Origin of the sequence: Brevibacillus sp. FSL K6-0770 (assembly GCF_038000275.1) — a bacterium.
Taxonomy (GTDB): Bacteria; Bacillota; Bacilli; order Brevibacillales; family Brevibacillaceae; genus Brevibacillus; species Brevibacillus parabrevis.
Genome location: NZ_JBBOBQ010000001.1, coordinates 4,499,125 through 4,514,963 on the forward strand (window position 1 = coordinate 4,499,125; position 15,839 = coordinate 4,514,963).

The following is a 15,839-nucleotide window of genomic DNA, read 5'->3' on the forward strand; positions in this document are numbered from 1 at the left end:
AAGCATGCGATGCAAGAACCCCTCGCTCTATCCCCGTCAGCACGTATATGGACGACGGATACAACTGATTCTCTGTCCCGTTTGTATACATATCCTCACCTATTATATGAGAATGATTATCATTGTATATTATACGGGGATAAGCCGGGTTTGCCAAGCAAAAGAGCGGGTCCGAACCTTTTCAAATGTGCGCTTCCCGTGAAAAAAGAAGGTGCCCCGCGCAGCTTCACCTGCCTTTCGGGACACCCTGTCTTTGTTCTGCTCGCCTGTACAGCTCGGTTTATTTGACGAATGTCTTCACCAGATCGTCGGCTTTCATCATATTGGCCAGCATGGCGCCAGACTGCCAATGCGTCCGGTTCATCTGATAGACGTGGCCTTTTTTCACGGCAGGGACGGATTGCCACAGCGGGTCTTGAAGAATTTTCAGCGCCTCTTTGTTTTCCGCAGAATCCCAGCCGCCGTTCGACGGGAAGATGATGATGTGATCGGCATTGATTGTCGGAATCGCCTCTTCGCTCAAGACGACGTGCGTGTCCTGATTTTTCGCCGCTTCATACGGGGCAAGTCCAAGCTCCTTGTAAATGATGCCAGTGTACGCATTGCCTTCTCCGAACAGGGCAAGTGTCGGCTTGTCTCCTACGTTAAGACGGATGACGGCTACGCTTTCCTTGCCGATTGCTTTTTCCAGCTTCGCGCGGGCATCGGACATTTTTGCCTCGTACTTTTTCACAGCCTCATCGGCTTTTTCCGGGATGCCCAATACGTCCGCGATGTTTTTCAGCCGACCAATGGTGTCATTGCGCAGTTCGTCCGGGATTTTATACGTAGGCGCGACTTTGCTGTATTGCTCGTATTTTTGCGCATCCGCGCCCCCGTCTACAATAATCAGATCAGGGTTTGCCGCGATCAAAGCTTCCATGCTGCCTGTAATGTCAAACTGCGGGACGTTCAGGTTGAGGTAATCTTGCTTGCCCCACGCCGGATGGTACCATTGCACGATCGGCGTCACACCGAGCGCGAGCAAGTAGTCTTCCTGGTAGATGGCTGCGACTCTTTGCGGATGGGCCGGGATGGTTACCTCCCCGTACGCATCGCGGACAACTCTTGTTTCTGCCGCTACTGCCTTGTCGTCAGCGGCTGGTTTTTGCTCAGCTGGCTGCTGCTGTGTCGAGCCTGTCGCCTGCGGCTCCGCTGCTTTCTCGCCGCACGCTGCCAGTCCTGCCATCGCGATCAGCAAGATAGCCAACCATGTCATGACGATCTTCCGACTATTTCTCCCCATTTTTTCGACCCTCTCTCTTCTGCTGATGAGCTTATGATGATTATCATTCTCACAACTTTTTTCATCATGATCATATGTGGTTCCATGCCGACAAACAATGCACGTTCTCCAGTTTTTTTTGTCCAAACTCACGATCCGCACGATCAAAATGTTTTTGCCGCTTCTGTTTGGACAAGTCAGGCGCTGCACGCCAAAAAGCCGGATTTCTCGCGCAAAGAAATCCGGCCTGTCTCGCTTGTAATTATTTACAGTTCTTTGGCTACCAGCCAGGTAACGCCTTTGGCTTGCAAATCGTCGCTCCATTCCTCGGGAGCCGCCGTATCGCTGATGACCATGTCGATTTCCTTGAGGTCGGCAACCTTGCACAACGTGCTGATCCCGATTTTGGAATGATCGGCGAGGACGATGTTCTCGTTCGCATTTTCAATGTAATGCTTCGCCAGCTCTGCACGCTCCGGGTCATAACAGGTCAAGCCCTTGTGCAGCAAAAGACCGTCCATGGACAGAAACGCTTTATCCACGTAGAAGGACTTCATCATTTTTTCAGCAAACGGACCGCCCACACGGTAATGCTTCGCGTTCACTCGGCCGCCCAGAAAGTAGACCTCTGCGTTGAGCAAGCCGTTGTTTTGGTACTCGATGAGCAGATTGAGCGCCGTGATCGAGCTGGTCAAGACGGTCAAATCCTTTTTGTTGAGCAAAAAGCTGATCATCTGGAGAGGCGTCGTGCCTTCATCGATCACGATCGTATCGCTGTCCTGCACCAGTTCGGCCGCTACCCGCCCGATTCTCCGCTTTTCTTCTGCCTTCATGACTTCGCGGCTGAGGTGGGATGGTTCTGTGCGATCTACGTTCAGCTTGATTGCTCCTCCATAGACGCGCTTCAGCTTTTTCTCCGCTTCCAGCTCTTCCAGATAGCGGCGAATCGATTCTGAAGATACTTGCAGCTTTTCTACCAGCTCGTTTGTCCTTACCTTGCCATTCGAATTGACCAACTGCAATATGATCTGCTTACGCTCTTCCCCGAACAACGACACCGGTCTTGTCCCCCTATTTACGTACTTGAAGCCAAGATGAGCGGCTGGTCATCGCTGCCGTCCCATTCCTGACGTGAATCTTGCCGTTTGCACCTGCTGTCAATTTGAGAAGGAAACAACAACCATTTTATTCCGTTTTTTCCCCTCTCTTGAATTGTAGTGGTATTTGCCGCGACAATCAAGGATTGTCCTGTTGGATTATTGTTGATTTCGTTGGTTTTCGGGTCAAAAAAAATTGTCTACAGCCAAAATCGGTTTGCTTCCACTGCTGTCAGCAACCGCTCCATATCCGCCGGGTACACTTCGCCGATATTGCCGATGCGAAACGTATTTGCTTGCGATATCTTTCCCGGATAGATGACGAAGCCCGCCTGCTTCAATCGCTCGTACAGCTCTGCAAAAGAGAACGACTCCACCTCCGGATAGTAAAAGGAAGTGATGAACGGAGACTGGGATTCTTTTGGCAACAGAACGCGCAGCCCGAGACGCTCCATGCCCTCTGACAGAATCGCCTGATTTTGCTTGTAGCGCTCGTATCTTTTCGCTACTCCGCCTTCTTGCTCCAGCTCAAGCAACGCCTGGTAAAAGGCCCGGACTACGTGCGTAGGGGAAGTATAGCGCCACTTGCCGTTTTGCTCCTCCATCGTTTTCCACTGGTCGTACAGATCGAGGGACAGCGTGCGGGCCACGCCAGCGCATTTGTGCAGCTCGGACGTCTTCGCGATGACGAAGCCGAAGCCCGGTACGCCTTGAATGCACTTGTTGGCGCTGGAAATCAAAAAGTCGATCGACAGCTCTGCCACGTCGAGCGGAATGCCGCCAAAGCTGCTCATGGCGTCGACGATGTACACCTTGCCGTATTTTTTAACCGCCGCTCCAATCTCGGCAATCGGATTGAGCATGCCTGTCGTCGTCTCCGAGTGAACGACAGCCACATGCGTAATCGCGCCATCTGCTGCCAGCGTCTGTTCGACTGCGCGAGCCTCCACCTGGGCCAGCTCGCCAAAATCGATCACCGTTGTATGAATGCCATGCACTTGCGCCATCTGGACGATCCGGTCGCCGTACGCTCCGTTTGTCAGCACCAGCAGCTTGCCCGCTTTTGGAATCACGCTGCTGATGACCGCCTCGACACAAAAGCTGCCGCTGCCTTGCATAAGTACACTTGTATAATCATCCGTCTGCGTGGTTGCCAATCCGACCAGCTTTTGACGCGTAGACTGCACAAGCTCGTTGTAGTCGCGATCCCATGTGCACCAGTCGCGCATCATCGCTTCCCGCACGGTTCGCGAGGTAGACAATGGCCCTGGCGTCAAAAGCAAATACGGGTTGTCGGTTGTCGTTGTTTGCGTCATGCTTCTCATCCTTTCTGTCTTTCGTGCCTGCTGGAACCTTTTGCCGTTACGGACGCTCTCCCGCCTTCAGGCGCAGCTCGATTTTCGCTAACACGTCATCCAGCCGTCCGATTTCTTCGATTACATAGTGCGCTCCTGCTGCCTGCAATCTGGCGGCAGCGCTTGCAAGCCGCACTTCCAGCTCGTCCGCTGGCATGTTCGCTACTTCCTGCTGCGACAAGCCAAGCTCGCTTCCGCCTTTGAGGACGCCTACTGTCCACATGCCCGCATTTCTGCCTTCCCGCATATCGCTCGTCGTGTCGCCTACTTTGACCATTTCGCCAAACGGATACACATCGAGCTGGATCGCATTTTGATAGCACATCCACGGATACGGCCTGCCTGCGGGCACTTCGCTTGGCGTCACGAGGCAATCCGGCTCGTAGCCTTGCTCTTTCGCCGCTGCGGCGACGACGTTCATCATTTCCCGCGTATAGCCTGTAGTCGAGCCGATCTTGATTCCCCGCTCGCGCAGCCGCGCCACCAGCGCAAGCGCTCCCGGCACAGGAGTCGCGTAATCGTGCAGCGTCGCCATCAGCATCGGCTCGAAATCAGCGTACAAGTCGTCTACATCTGCCTCGTTCGGATAGCGGCCGAACTTTTCTTTCCACAATTCAGCGACCCTCTCCATCCGGCACAGCGCCGCAATATGATCGCGCTTCAGCATCCCCATCGGCTCGCGTGCCTCTGCTGCCGTCAGTTCAATCCCTCTTTTCTCAAACACTTGCAAAAACACTGCCAACGGCGCAAAGCACCCGTAATCCACCATCGTGCCTGCCCAATCGAAAATGACTGCTTTCATTTATGCCACCTGTCCTTTCTCCTGCTCTGTTCTTGCCGTGCGCTTGCGCAGTCTCGCGCTGATCCACTCCGCGCCTGCACGGGCGATGATGTTGAGGACGACAATCAATACCGACATGGCTGCCGCCGGGGCAATATCGCCCGCGTCATCCATATTGACGATGGAGACGGACGCCAGCTTGAAATCCGCTGCGTACAAAAACACGACCGCCGAGATCGTCACCATCGCGTTGATGAAAAAGTACACGAGCATTTCGATGATCGCAGGCAGGCAGACCGGAACGGTCACCCGCCAAAACAGCTTCATTTGCCCGATGCCCATCGACTCGGCTGCCTGCTCGAACTCGGGATCGAGCTTTTTCAGCGCGGTTGTTGCCGTGATGAAGCCTACCGCGAAAAAGTGAATGACGTTGGCCAAAATCAAAATCCAGAGCGAGCCGTACAGACCGTGCAGCGGGTTGGCCGGATTGTTGAAAAAGAAAATGTAGGCCAGGCCGATCACAAGTCCGGGAAGCGCCAAAGGAAGAATCGACAGAAAGTACCCTGCCTGGCGCAGCCCCTTCCACACCTGCGACTTTTCAATCGCATACGCGGCGACAAACGTCACGCATGTGCCGATCACCGCTGTCAATACAGCGACGACAATGCTGTTCCACAACGGCTCGATGCCTTCTCCTGCGACATTGGAAAAATCGTAGTGAACCAAGCTAAAGTCGAGATTGTACGGCCACACCTGAATGAAGGAAGCCAGCACCACTGTCGCCATCAGCAAGAGCAAAAATCCGCTGACGCCCAGGCAAACAACCGTATAAAACAGGTCGCGCCAGCCGTTTGCCTTGATCCGGTACTCTTTGGACTTGGCTGTGACGGCTGCATGCTGCTTGCGCTCCACGATTCTGTCCACGATAAACGCCACGAGCGCCGGGATGATCAGCAGCAGTCCCACGGTAGCTCCCATCGTCATGTTTTGCTGCCCGATGACTTGCTTGTAAATATCGGTGGCAAGCACGGAAAACTGTCCACCCACTACTTTTGGCGCCCCGAAATCGGTAAACGAAAGCGTGAAGCAGACGAAGCAGGCGCTGACGATTCCGTATTTGACGCCGGGAAGCGTGACCGTCATCAATTTGCGCACATGTCCGGCGCCGAGCGTATCCGCCGCTTCGTATAGCTGGTAGTCGGCAAAGGCGAGCGAGACAGCCAAAATCAGGTACGCCTGCGGAAACACGTAGACGATTTCCGCCAAAACGATCCCGACTGGCCCGTACAGATCCACGTCCCACTGAAACGGCAGCAAGCCGAAAATCCCCGTCGTCACCAGTCCCTGATTGCCGAACAAATACGTCAAGGCAATCCCGTGCATCATCGTCGGTGCGAACAGCGGAAGCAGCGCGACCGCCCGGTAGAAGCCTTTTCCCCGGATGCCGCTGCGCGTCAGGGCATAGGCGAACAAAAAGGCGAGTGAAACGGCGATTGCCGTAGTCATGGAGGAAATATACAGCGTGTTGTGAAGCGACTGCGACAGCGCTGGAGTGGAAAAGTAGGTGATGAAGTTATCCCAGCCGACGAACAGGCCATTTTTGTCGTAAAACGCTTTGGAAAACAATTGGATGAGCGGCAGCAGCACGCTGGCAGACAGCCCGGCCACGACGAGCACCATCAGCCACTTTTGCCCCGCCTTGCCTTTTGGCGCGGTAACAACTCCGTTCATTGCGCTCACCCCCGTCCTGCGCTGACGTCTGCCTGCTCAAAAGAAAGCAGATTTTCCAGCGGGAACTCCAGCCACACTTTTTGCCCGCGCACAAGCCCCAGCTTGCGGGCCTGGGTCGCCAACAGATCGAGCGTCAGCACGTCAGTCGCGCTCTGACCGCTCTCTTCCCAGGCGAGAAACATCCGGTAAAAGGAACCGCGAAACTCCATCTCGGAAATGATTGCCGGGATGCCGCACTCCGATTCGTCCGGCAAAAGCCGCACATGCTCGGGACGGATGGCGAACAATCGCTGGTTGTCTGCTTGCTTGTGCTCAAAGCGATCGGGAGCAAAAAAGTTGATCGCTCCGATAAAATCGGCGACGAACGGGTTGGCAGGCTTGTTGTACACTTCTTCCGGCGTACCCACCTGCACGACCTCGCCGTGATTCATCACGACGATCTTGTCTGCCATGGTCAGCGCTTCCTCCTGATCGTGCGTGACCATGACCGTAGTCATTCCGTATTGTTCATGCAAACGGCGAATCTCCCGACGCAGCTTTTGCCTTACTTTTGCGTCCAGCGCGGACAACGGCTCGTCCAACAGCAGCACATCAGGCGACAGCGCAATAGCCCGCGCCAAGGCAATCCGCTGTTGTTGGCCGCCCGAGAGCTGTCCGGGATATTTGGCGGCGGCATGAGACAAATCCACCATGTCCAGCGCCTCTTCTACTTTGGCGGCAATCGCTTTTTTGCCCAGCTTTTTTTCCTCTAGCCCAAAGGCGATATTTTGCGCCGCAGTCAAATTGGGAAACAACGCATAAGACTGGAACATCATCGCGATGTTGCGTTTGGCCGGAGGCAGAGAGGTAATCTCCCTGCCGTCCACGATCATCCGGCCTGTTGTCGGTTGCTCCAATCCTGCCAGCATTCTCAGTAATGTCGTTTTGCCGCAGCCGCTGGGGCCGAGCAGACAGACAAATTCATTTTTGTCGATATCGATGGAGATGTGCTCCAGAGCGGCAAACAAACCGAAACGTTTACTGACCCCTTGAATGGATAGATAGGATGGTGTCATGCTGTTCTCCTCGCTGCTTACTTGGGTTCGCTCTTGGTCGCGTAGCGTTTTTCCCACTCAGCCAAAACTTTGTCGCGGTTTTCCGCCGCTTTTTTCAGGTCGAGCTTGACCAGCTGCGAGATCGGGTCTACGGAATATCCTTCCGGCAGTGGCGCGCCGTCCTGCTTCACGCTGACGATGGCATAGTTCTGGTTGTAGGCTTTCATCGCTTCATCCGTGATTGCCCAGTCGAGGAACAGTTTGGCCTCTGGTTTGATTTGCGCTTTTTTGATCAAGCCGTTCGCTTCCACGTCCCAGCCGGAGCCTTCTGTCGGGAAAACGACTTCCACGGGAGCGCCTTTTTTCTTCTCGGTAATGGAACGGTAGCCGAAGGAAATGCCGATCGGATACTCACCCGACGCCGCCATTTTCGCTGGCTTCGAGCCGGAATGCGTGTAAATCGCCATGTTCTCGTGCAGCTTGTCGAGGTAAGCCCAGCCTTCCTGCTCGCCCTTGAGCTGCATGATCCCGTTGACGGTCAAAAGTCCTGTGCCGGACGAAGCCGGGTTCGGCATGACGATCAAGCCTTTGTACTCCGGTTTGATCAAATCTTCATAAGTGCGGGGGATCGGCAAGTTGCGCTTTTCCAGCTCCTTGGTGTTGACGGCAATCGCCGTTTCCCAGGCGTCAATCCCTACCCATCTGGCAGGCTCTTTCGTATCTTTGAACTCAGGGGAGACACGCTCGATTCCTTTTGGCGAATAGCCTTCCAGCATTCCTTGCTGTTCCAGTACCAAAAGGCTTGTCGCCGCTGTACCCCAGACGACGTCTGCTTGCGGATTGTCTTTTTCCGCCAACAGCTTTGCCGTGATGATTCCGGTCGAATCACGCACGATGTTGACCTTCACATCCGGGTACTTCGCTTTGAACGATTCCAGGTACGTCTTGATCTGGTCGTCCTCCAGCGCGGTGTACACTGTAATCGCTCCCGAAGCAGCTTGCTGTTGGCCCGCCTGACTTGCCCCCGCTCCTTGTGTGTTTGCTTGGGACTGTGGAGCTTGTCCGCATCCAGCCAAAAAGGCGATCGACAAAAAGGACGCAAGTAAAGGATAATGCCACTTTCTCATTGAGAATCTCTCCCCTGTGTGGAATATTCATTTCCTGACCTCACGTCCCATCTTACGGGCCTAATATTAAGTGGATGTGAATCCAGCGTAAAGGAATTGTTTTTAAGTGGTTTTTGTTTGTTTTAGTTGTGTAATTCTTTTCCTGCTCTCGCCTGGTTGACGAATGTCTCGCGCAAGTGGCAGGCGAGCTGGATTTTCAACACGTCTTCCGGTCGCTCAAAAGAGAGGTCCCCCTAAAAACGCTGGCTGCAAAATAAATAGCCCCGCTCCTCCATGCCACCAGGCAAAGAGAAACGGAGCCTTCTTTTTTCTGTGAAAAATGTCTCGATGTTTTTCATGACATGGGCTGTGGCCGCTTGCGCTTGCGGTCAATCAAACGGTCATGACCGTTTTGTTTGCACTTACAAGGTGTAGTCGCGCTCTACCTTGCAAATGCGCGTGATGTAATGGCCGTACCACATCTGTCTTCCTTTTTCCTGCGCCACCCGGTGCTCCTCGTTCCGCTTCCATTCGCGAATCGCTTCCAGCGAGGCCCAGTAGGAAACAGTAATCCCGAAGCCGGATTCGTCGCGGACGCTCTCTACCCCCAGGTACCCGGGTTGCTCCGCAGCCAGCTCCACCATCCGGTCCGCCATCTCCCCGTACCCTTGATCTCCCGCTGTTCGCTGGGAGGAAAAGATGACGGCGTAGTAAGGCGGTTTCGGGGTCTGTGCAAAAGGATTCATGCTTACTCTCCCGCTTTCAGCAAAGCCGCTTCTACCGCTGCCTGCGCATGAATGAGCGATGTATCAAAAACGGGAACCTCGCAATCGTTGGCCGTAATCAGCAAGCCGACCTCTGTACAGCCGAGAATGACACCTTCTGCTCCTTCGCTGATGAGACGGTTGATGATTTTCATATACTCGCTCTTTGATTCCTCACGAATGATTCCCCGGCACAGCTCTTGGTAAATGACGTCATGCACGATTTTGCGTTCCTGCTCATCAGGTATGAGCACTTCAATTCCGTGAAGCTCGCGCAGACGATCCGTGTAAAAAGATTCTTCCATCGTAAAACGGGTAGCAAGCAGGGCGACCCGCTTGATTCCTTGCGCGGTTATCGCTTTTCCCGCCGCATCGGCAATGTGCAAAAAGGGCAGCTTCGTCGCGTCCTCGATATAAGACGCCAGCTTGTGCATCGTATTGGTGCACAGAACGATCAGATCGGCACCTGCCGCCTCCAAACTCCGCGCTGCTTCTGCCATCTGCTCTCCCGCCTCGTCCCAGCGACCATCGCTCTGCATGTCTGCGATTTCGGCAAAATCAACGGAATACATGATGCTTTTGGCGGAATGCAGCCCACCCAGTCGTTCTTTTACAGCTTCGTTGATCAGTCGATAGTACACGTGAGAAGACTCCCAGCTCATGCCGCCGATTAATCCGATCTTTTTCATGTTTTTCGCTCCTTTGTCTGCCATCCGTTTTGATCGCTTTTCCGGAAAATTCATTCCAAGTGTGGCAAAAGGTCAGAATCGTTTCGCCAGTGCAAGCGCAGGCGCACATCCTGCCTCTTTTCTAATGCCGTTCTGTTTCCTTTGCCGCGCTGCACGCTGCTTCCCCCACTTGGCGAAAACGCGTGCGCAACAACGCATTTGCCCTGCCTGTGTTCAGCGAGGTATCCAGCGGAATCCCTTTTTCCCTGGCTTCTTCTGCATCCAGGCGATCCTCTGTCACTAGGCGAGAGTCAAGTCCGAGCGCTTTTGCCAGCGTGACAGCAAAAGAATAATAGCTTTCTTTTTGCGCGGGACCGAGGTGCAGCGTCCCGACGAAAGAGCTGTCGGCCAATTCCTTGATCGCTTGAGCGGCATCCTGTACATGCAAAAACGTTTTGAACAAATTGCTCGTACGGGTGATCGGTCGGCCAGCGGCAAGCTCCTGGCGAATCGTCGCCGCTCTTTTGTCCCATTTGCCCAGGGAATTGCAGCCGTAGAGCGGGCCGATGCGAACGATGACATGCTGTTCGCGGCGTTGCCGGACAAGCTCTTCCCCCAGCCATTTTGCCCGCGAGTAACGAGCCAGCGGATTGCGTTCAGAGAGCATCAGCGGCTGGTCTTCCTCCGCAAAAGCACCCGTCCCTTGTCCGAAAATGCCGTCAGAGGAAATGAAAATGACTCGGCTCTTTGGCGGCAGATGCGCCTGCAAAATGTCCAAACCTTCTGTAATCAGAGCATGCTCATCGGTCGCGCTCATCAACGCCCAGATGACGATCTCCGGCGCAAAGTCCGCAAGCAATGCGGCAAACGCTGCGGGATGAGTGACGTCGACCTGCACGAGCTGCTCTCCTGTTGGCGGAGCAGAATAACACGTGCCGACAACCTCGTTATCTGCATCCTGCTGTAGCTCATGGAAAATTTGCGCTCCCAAATATCCACTGGCTCCCAGCAGCAACATACGCCGTTTTTTCATGCCAGCCTCCCCTCTACTCGCGGTTTCCAATATGCTCCAAGTCTACTATAGAAACGCAGTTTGCGGAAATGGGAAAGTCGGCTTTTTCCGAACAAACTGCAAAAGCACCAGTTGCTTGCCCGAAAATGCCGTCAGAGGATATGCAGATGACCCGGCTCTTTTGCGACAGGAGCTTTAGCAAGGTATCCAGGGATTCGCGGTCGAATCGGGGAACCCCCTCCCTGATTTTATAATCCTAAATCTCCCGCATTAAGGGACTCCCAGTGCCGACTGATTTTCAAGGAATCATTTTCCTTTGTTATAGTCACTTGAGCCTCCTACTTCCTTTTTTATCCAAGGCACAAGTATTTTACGTTTTCCCATATAGAAAGGTTGCAAATAAAGAGTGTCCAGACAAACACCAAAAAGCTGTGACCCCGTTTCGGATCACAGCTTTTCTTTTTCGCAACGCAGCCAGCTTATGCCTTCGCGTCTTTTTCTTGCAGTTTGGCCAGCGGTGCGTTTTTGTCCAGCATGTATTTGCCGACAAAAATCGCTGCGACCATCAAGTACGAGTAGACGAACTGCATGGACGAATCTAGGGCAAAGCCGACCGTTGGCGAGTGGATGATGCCAAACAAGGACAGAGCGGCCCCCGCCGCACCAGCGATTGCGCCCCGCAACGGCTTGTCTGTAATCGCAAAGATCGCGATGCACCCCCAGACCATGCTGCTGATCGGCGCCCCGTTGCCAAGATGCATCAAACCGTTGTAGTAAACGCCTTTGTTCGCCATCACGTCCACCCCTACCTTGGCCCCGGTCGTTCCGGCAGCGGACAGCACGTTATTGGTCAAGGTCAACGCCCAGTTGGCAATCCACGGGAACATGCAGATGAAGATGACCGGGACTTCCAGCTTCGGCGTCTCCCGCACGACCTGGTTGGCTGTGACGATCCCGATATAGACGAGAATCGGCACAATCGCCGCAACCGGAATGACCGCAAGCAAGAACGCCCCGATCCCGAACAGCGAGATGATGAACATCGACAGGCCAGTCGCGACGGTATAGCCAATTCCGGCGCCGAGAGATTTCCAGCCGGCATGTCCAACGTACACAGTGACCGGGTACGGATTGCCGCAGAAGCAGCCGATGATCGAAGACAGGCCGTTGGCAAGCATCACTTGTCTTGTTTTGTACTCGTCGCCGGCAGCGTGCGCGCTTTCGATGTTTTCCAGGTCAAAGATGTAGTTGGCCAAGCCCAGAGGCACCGCAGACGCCAAGTAAGGCAGAGCGTGCGGGATGCCTTGGATCAGCGAGTCGACATGCACGGTCGGCGGATTGAAGCCAAACGATTGCATCGATGCAGCAATCGCTGCCGGATCTTGCAAGCCAAATGCCCAGGCGAGAATCGTTCCAGTCGCCAGCAGCAAAAAGCCTGTAGGAATTTTCGCCAAAATCGGCTTTTTCCCGAACCAGTTCAAGAAAATGATGATGAGGACAGCAAACGCGACAACGGGCGTCTCGAACGATTGCAGCATCGGATTCATCGCGAGCAAAAGCAGGCCAAGCCCGGACAAGCAAGAGAGCAGCACCGTTCTCGGAATCATGCGGCGAATCGTATCGCCCAAAAAGGAACCGACGACGAGAATCATCGCTTCAAAAAAGCACCAGACCAGGGCAATCTGAAAGGCAAACTCCGCATTTTTGGTAGATAGATAGACGGGCAAAATTACGAGAAACGTCACGGTAAAAATCGAAGGAGCGCTCGGGCCGGACGGCAGTGCCGTCACATCTTTTCTCCCGGTCGTTTTGGCGAGAAAATAACCGAACACAAAGTAGCAGATGCTGGCGAGAAAGATTCCGAGGCCGAACGCAGGAACGACGCGGCCGTACACGATCTCTTCCGGAAAGCCGACAACAAACAGCAACAAAGCGATCATGGTCAGAAGGTTTGTCAAGTTGTTGGCAAGCAGGCCGAAGTACGCGGCCCAGTCACCCTTTTTCCACAGCAATCCTTGCAATGATTTATCCATGCTGCCTCACCCCAACTGTTTTCTTTGAAATGGCGATTACTTGTGCGTTTTGTTCAACTCGTGGAAGTACGTAAACAGGTGATCGCAATCCTCGCGCTTCTCCACCTTGATCATGTTCAGGACGCTCTTGTCCTTGCCAGTCAAGTAGTCGCGCAAGTGCATATCGGAAAAGCCGTGCTCATGCGCATCGTGAGAAGTCGAGCAATAGTGGACGACCTTGATGCCGGACCAGATGATCGCGCCTACGCACATCGGGCAAGGTTCGCACGTGGCGTAAATCTCGCAACCTTCCAAATTCATCGTGCCAAGCGTTTTGCACGCTTCGCGGATCGCGACCATCTCGGCATGCTGGGACGGGTCCATATCCGCCATCATCCGGTTGCTGCACACCGCGATAATTTCATCGCCGCGCACGACAGCCGCTCCGAACGGCCCGCCGATTTTGTTTTCCATCCCTTCGATAGTTTTCTCTACAGCCAGTTTCATGTAATCCACGATCATGCGTCCTCCTTGCATCGGGTTATTGTTTGACGATGTGCGTGCCTGCTTTGCCGACGATCGCGTCTTTCAAGCTCTCCGGGTTGGTGATGATGACCCGCGACCCGCGATGCTCCAAAAAGCTCAGGCTCGCCTCGATTTTCGGCAGCATGCTGCCTTTGGCAAAATGCTCTTCCTGCACATACTGCTTCGTTTCTTCTATCGTGATTTGCTCAAGCGCCTTTTGCTCCGGCTTGCCAAAATGGATGCACACTTGCGGAACGCCCGTCGTAATAATCAGCGTCTGCGCGTCGATTTGTTCAGCCAGCAGGCTTGTGGCAAAATCTTTGTCGATCACGGCGTCGATGCCGTCGTACGTATTTTCCCCCGTCTTGACGACCGGAATGCCGCCACCGCCAGCCGCGATCACCACGTATCCGGCTTCGATCAGCGAGCGGATCGCTTCTTTTTCCACGATGTCGATGGGCTTCGGCGATGGAACCACTCTTCTGTAGCCGCGCCCGGAGTCCTCGATGAACACCCAGTCCGGATGCTCGGCTTTCATCGCTTCCGCCTGCTCCAGCGTAAAGAAGGAGCCGACTGGCTTCGTCGGATTTTGGAAGTTCGGGTCTTCTTTGCTGACTTCCACCTGCGTAATGATGCTCGCCACTTTTTTGGCAATCCCGCGTTTGGCGAACTCGTTGGTGAGCGCCTGCTGGATTTGGTAGCCGATGCCCCCTTGCGTGTCTGCCACGCAGTTGACGAGCGGAATCGTCGGCATTCCCGACACTTCATGGGCAATCTCGCAGCGTCGCATCGCGAAGCCGACCTGCGGGCCGTTGCCGTGTGTAACGACAACCTGGAAGCCTTGCTCGACCATGTCGGCAATGTTGATCGCGGTTTCGCACACCGCTTCGTATTGATCCGCGATCGAATCGCGACCGTTATCTCTCACCAATGAGTTGCCACCGATAGCAACAATAACGAGTTCTCCCATTGGTAAACCTCCTTTTCTTTTTGCAAAAAGTCATGCTGTTTGCTTGCCAAGGTCGTCCGCTTTCTTTACTGCTTTTTGTAAAAAAGCGTGTAGAGCACGAACGACAAAATCAGCCCGCTGAAGAAAGCAAATTGGTTCAACATGGACAAAATCGCCACCTGGGGCAAGAACGCCCCGGACATCGGGAGCAGGAAGCTGATAGCCATGACCAGGCAAGCCACTTTGTTGTAGCCGCTGGCATGCTCGCCGTTATCTCCCGGCTTCACGTAGATCGTATCCAGGTTGAGCTTGCGCCTGCGCTCGATGTAAAAGCTCGACAGCATGATTCCGGCGATCGGGCCGTACATGGAACCGATAAAGCTGTAAAACAAGTACAAGGTAGCCGTGCTCTCGACGAGCTTCCAGGGCAGGATGAGCGTGCCGATGACTGCCGTCCAGATTCCGGCCGACTTGACGGTAAACCATTTAGGTAAAAGCGCTGTCATTTGCAGACCTGCCGGCAACAAATTTCCAAAAACAACAAAGCCGGTCGCCCCGACGTTCAAAGCCAGGATCAGCACGATGACAGCAAACGGATTGTCAATTTTGCCAATTGCGTCGACGATATTGAAAATAGGTTCTCCAAAGGCAATCTGCGTTCCGACGATCAACCCGATGCACGTAACGGCAAACAGGAGGTAGGAAACGATCATTCCGATCGGCAAGCCATAAAGCGGAGCCTTCGGCGATTTTGCCCGCTGGGTCAGGTCAGAGATGTTGACAATCGGCCCAGCCCAGTTCGATACAAGCGCACTTACGCATGCGATGAAGACTAGCCCATTTTCCATCGGTTGGGCAGGAACGTACTCCATGATCGGACCGATTCCGCCTGCGATCGTAATCGCCCAGATCGCCGCCCCGATAATGAAGATGTAGACGACGGGTGACGAGTATTTGCTGAAAACGCTGAGAATGTTCATTCCGCCCAAAAACAGGGCCACAGTGATGATCCACAAGAAAAGATAGGAGAGCATCGTCGGGAAATTGAGTCCGAACAGATCGAATCCGGCTCCCCACGTCATGTAATCAGGAAAAATTCTCGCAAAAATGACGTTCAACGATTGGGCGCCAACGACCGTTGTCGCACCGAAAAACACAACTCCGGCAATCAGTCCGCGGCACAAGGCAGGAATAATCGAGCCTTTCACGCCAAAGGAGTCGCGGAGCAGCATGGCAAAAGGCACGCCGTACTTCGCTGCCGAATGACCGTTCAGCACATAGCCGGCCGAGACGATCACGGCAGACAGCATGACGGCCCAAAATACTTGCGGAACACTTAGTCCCAGCGCAAAAAATCCGGCGACTGTCATGTACGACATGATGTTGTGAACAGCGCCCATCCAAACGGTAATGTAGTGAAACACGCCCCAATCTCTTTGTTCAGACGTCTTGGGCAAAATATCGTCCGAATACCCGTACGATTTCAGCTGCTCCGGCGAAATCTGCTCTGCGGGTTGTCCCATGACTTTCACCTTCCTCGC

At 54.0% G+C, this 15,839-nt stretch carries 14 protein-coding genes; all 14 read right to left on the reverse strand.

Annotated elements, in window-relative coordinates; genetic code table 11:
- Positions 1–280 precede the first annotated feature (280 nt).
- A complete protein-coding gene (locus NST23_RS21330) occupies positions 281–1,285 on the reverse strand; it encodes an ABC transporter substrate-binding protein (protein ID WP_445662495.1) in 1,005 nt (334 codons plus the stop codon).
- A gap of 245 nt (positions 1,286–1,530) precedes the next feature.
- Positions 1,531–2,322 carry a DeoR/GlpR family DNA-binding transcription regulator gene (locus NST23_RS21335; RefSeq protein WP_122965937.1) on the reverse strand — a complete coding sequence of 264 codons (792 nt, stop codon included), beginning with the start codon at positions 2,320–2,322 and terminating at the stop codon, positions 1,531–1,533.
- Between the two features lie 239 nt (positions 2,323–2,561).
- Positions 2,562–3,677 (reverse strand): 2-aminoethylphosphonate--pyruvate transaminase, encoded by a 1,116-nt coding sequence (phnW, locus tag NST23_RS21340; protein WP_173599570.1) that lies wholly within the window; start codon positions 3,675–3,677, stop codon positions 2,562–2,564.
- A gap of 46 nt (positions 3,678–3,723) precedes the next feature.
- The gene (phnX, locus tag NST23_RS21345) at positions 3,724–4,518 is read right to left on the reverse strand and encodes a phosphonoacetaldehyde hydrolase (RefSeq protein ID WP_340964541.1); all 795 of its coding nucleotides are present in this window, start codon (positions 4,516–4,518) and stop codon (positions 3,724–3,726) included.
- On the reverse strand, positions 4,519–6,228 hold the full coding sequence (locus NST23_RS21350; protein WP_340964543.1) for a putative 2-aminoethylphosphonate ABC transporter permease subunit: 1,710 nt from the start codon (positions 6,226–6,228) through the stop codon (positions 4,519–4,521).
- A gap of 5 nt (positions 6,229–6,233) precedes the next feature.
- Positions 6,234–7,283, reverse strand: a complete 1,050-nt coding sequence (locus NST23_RS21355; RefSeq protein WP_281869433.1) for an ABC transporter ATP-binding protein — start codon at positions 7,281–7,283, stop codon at positions 6,234–6,236.
- A 17-nt stretch (positions 7,284–7,300) separates the two neighbouring features.
- On the reverse strand, positions 7,301–8,389 hold the full coding sequence (locus tag NST23_RS21360; RefSeq protein ID WP_340964544.1) for a putative 2-aminoethylphosphonate ABC transporter substrate-binding protein: 1,089 nt from the start codon (positions 8,387–8,389) through the stop codon (positions 7,301–7,303).
- Between the two features lie 401 nt (positions 8,390–8,790).
- The gene (locus NST23_RS21365; RefSeq protein ID WP_122965943.1) at positions 8,791–9,114 is read right to left on the reverse strand and encodes an antibiotic biosynthesis monooxygenase family protein; all 324 of its coding nucleotides are present in this window, start codon (positions 9,112–9,114) and stop codon (positions 8,791–8,793) included.
- Positions 9,115–9,116: 2 nt separating this feature from the next.
- On the reverse strand, positions 9,117–9,821 hold the full coding sequence (locus tag NST23_RS21370; RefSeq protein WP_217022385.1) for an aspartate/glutamate racemase family protein: 705 nt from the start codon (positions 9,819–9,821) through the stop codon (positions 9,117–9,119).
- A 121-nt stretch (positions 9,822–9,942) separates the two neighbouring features.
- Positions 9,943–10,833: a sugar nucleotide-binding protein gene (locus NST23_RS21375; protein ID WP_122965945.1), complete on the reverse strand. Its 891-nt coding sequence runs from the start codon at positions 10,831–10,833 to the stop codon at positions 9,943–9,945.
- Positions 10,834–11,291: 458 nt separating this feature from the next.
- Positions 11,292–12,845 (reverse strand): xanthine permease, encoded by a 1,554-nt coding sequence (locus NST23_RS21380; protein ID WP_274874205.1) that lies wholly within the window; start codon positions 12,843–12,845, stop codon positions 11,292–11,294.
- 36 nt (positions 12,846–12,881) lie between these two features.
- Positions 12,882–13,340, reverse strand: coding sequence for a nucleoside deaminase (locus NST23_RS21385; protein WP_217022386.1), 459 nt, complete (start codon positions 13,338–13,340; stop codon positions 12,882–12,884).
- 25 nt (positions 13,341–13,365) lie between these two features.
- Positions 13,366–14,319, reverse strand: coding sequence for a carbamate kinase (gene arcC / locus NST23_RS21390; protein ID WP_122965947.1), 954 nt, complete (start codon positions 14,317–14,319; stop codon positions 13,366–13,368).
- 65 nt (positions 14,320–14,384) lie between these two features.
- Positions 14,385–15,821, reverse strand: a complete 1,437-nt coding sequence (locus tag NST23_RS21395; protein ID WP_122965948.1) for a cytosine permease — start codon at positions 15,819–15,821, stop codon at positions 14,385–14,387.
- Positions 15,822–15,839: the final 18 nt, after the last annotated feature.

Coding starts and splice junctions, on each gene's coding strand:
- NST23_RS21330 (WP_445662495.1), bottom strand. CDS start 1,285: ATGGGGAGAAATAGTCGGAAGATCGTCATGACATGGTTGGCTATCTTG.
- phnW (WP_173599570.1), bottom strand. CDS start 3,677: ATGACGCAAACAACGACAACCGACAACCCGTATTTGCTTTTGACGCCA.
- phnX (WP_340964541.1), bottom strand. CDS start 4,518: ATGAAAGCAGTCATTTTCGATTGGGCAGGCACGATGGTGGATTACGGG.
- NST23_RS21350 (WP_340964543.1), bottom strand. CDS start 6,228: ATGAACGGAGTTGTTACCGCGCCAAAAGGCAAGGCGGGGCAAAAGTGG.
- NST23_RS21355 (WP_281869433.1), bottom strand. CDS start 7,283: ATGACACCATCCTATCTATCCATTCAAGGGGTCAGTAAACGTTTCGGT.
- NST23_RS21360 (WP_340964544.1), bottom strand. CDS start 8,389: ATGAGAAAGTGGCATTATCCTTTACTTGCGTCCTTTTTGTCGATCGCC.
- NST23_RS21365 (WP_122965943.1), bottom strand. CDS start 9,114: ATGAATCCTTTTGCACAGACCCCGAAACCGCCTTACTACGCCGTCATC.
- NST23_RS21370 (WP_217022385.1), bottom strand. CDS start 9,821: ATGAAAAAGATCGGATTAATCGGCGGCATGAGCTGGGAGTCTTCTCAC.
- NST23_RS21375 (WP_122965945.1), bottom strand. CDS start 10,833: ATGAAAAAACGGCGTATGTTGCTGCTGGGAGCCAGTGGATATTTGGGA.
- NST23_RS21380 (WP_274874205.1), bottom strand. CDS start 12,845: ATGGATAAATCATTGCAAGGATTGCTGTGGAAAAAGGGTGACTGGGCC.
- arcC (WP_122965947.1), bottom strand. CDS start 14,319: ATGGGAGAACTCGTTATTGTTGCTATCGGTGGCAACTCATTGGTGAGA.
- NST23_RS21395 (WP_122965948.1), bottom strand. CDS start 15,821: ATGGGACAACCCGCAGAGCAGATTTCGCCGGAGCAGCTGAAATCGTAC.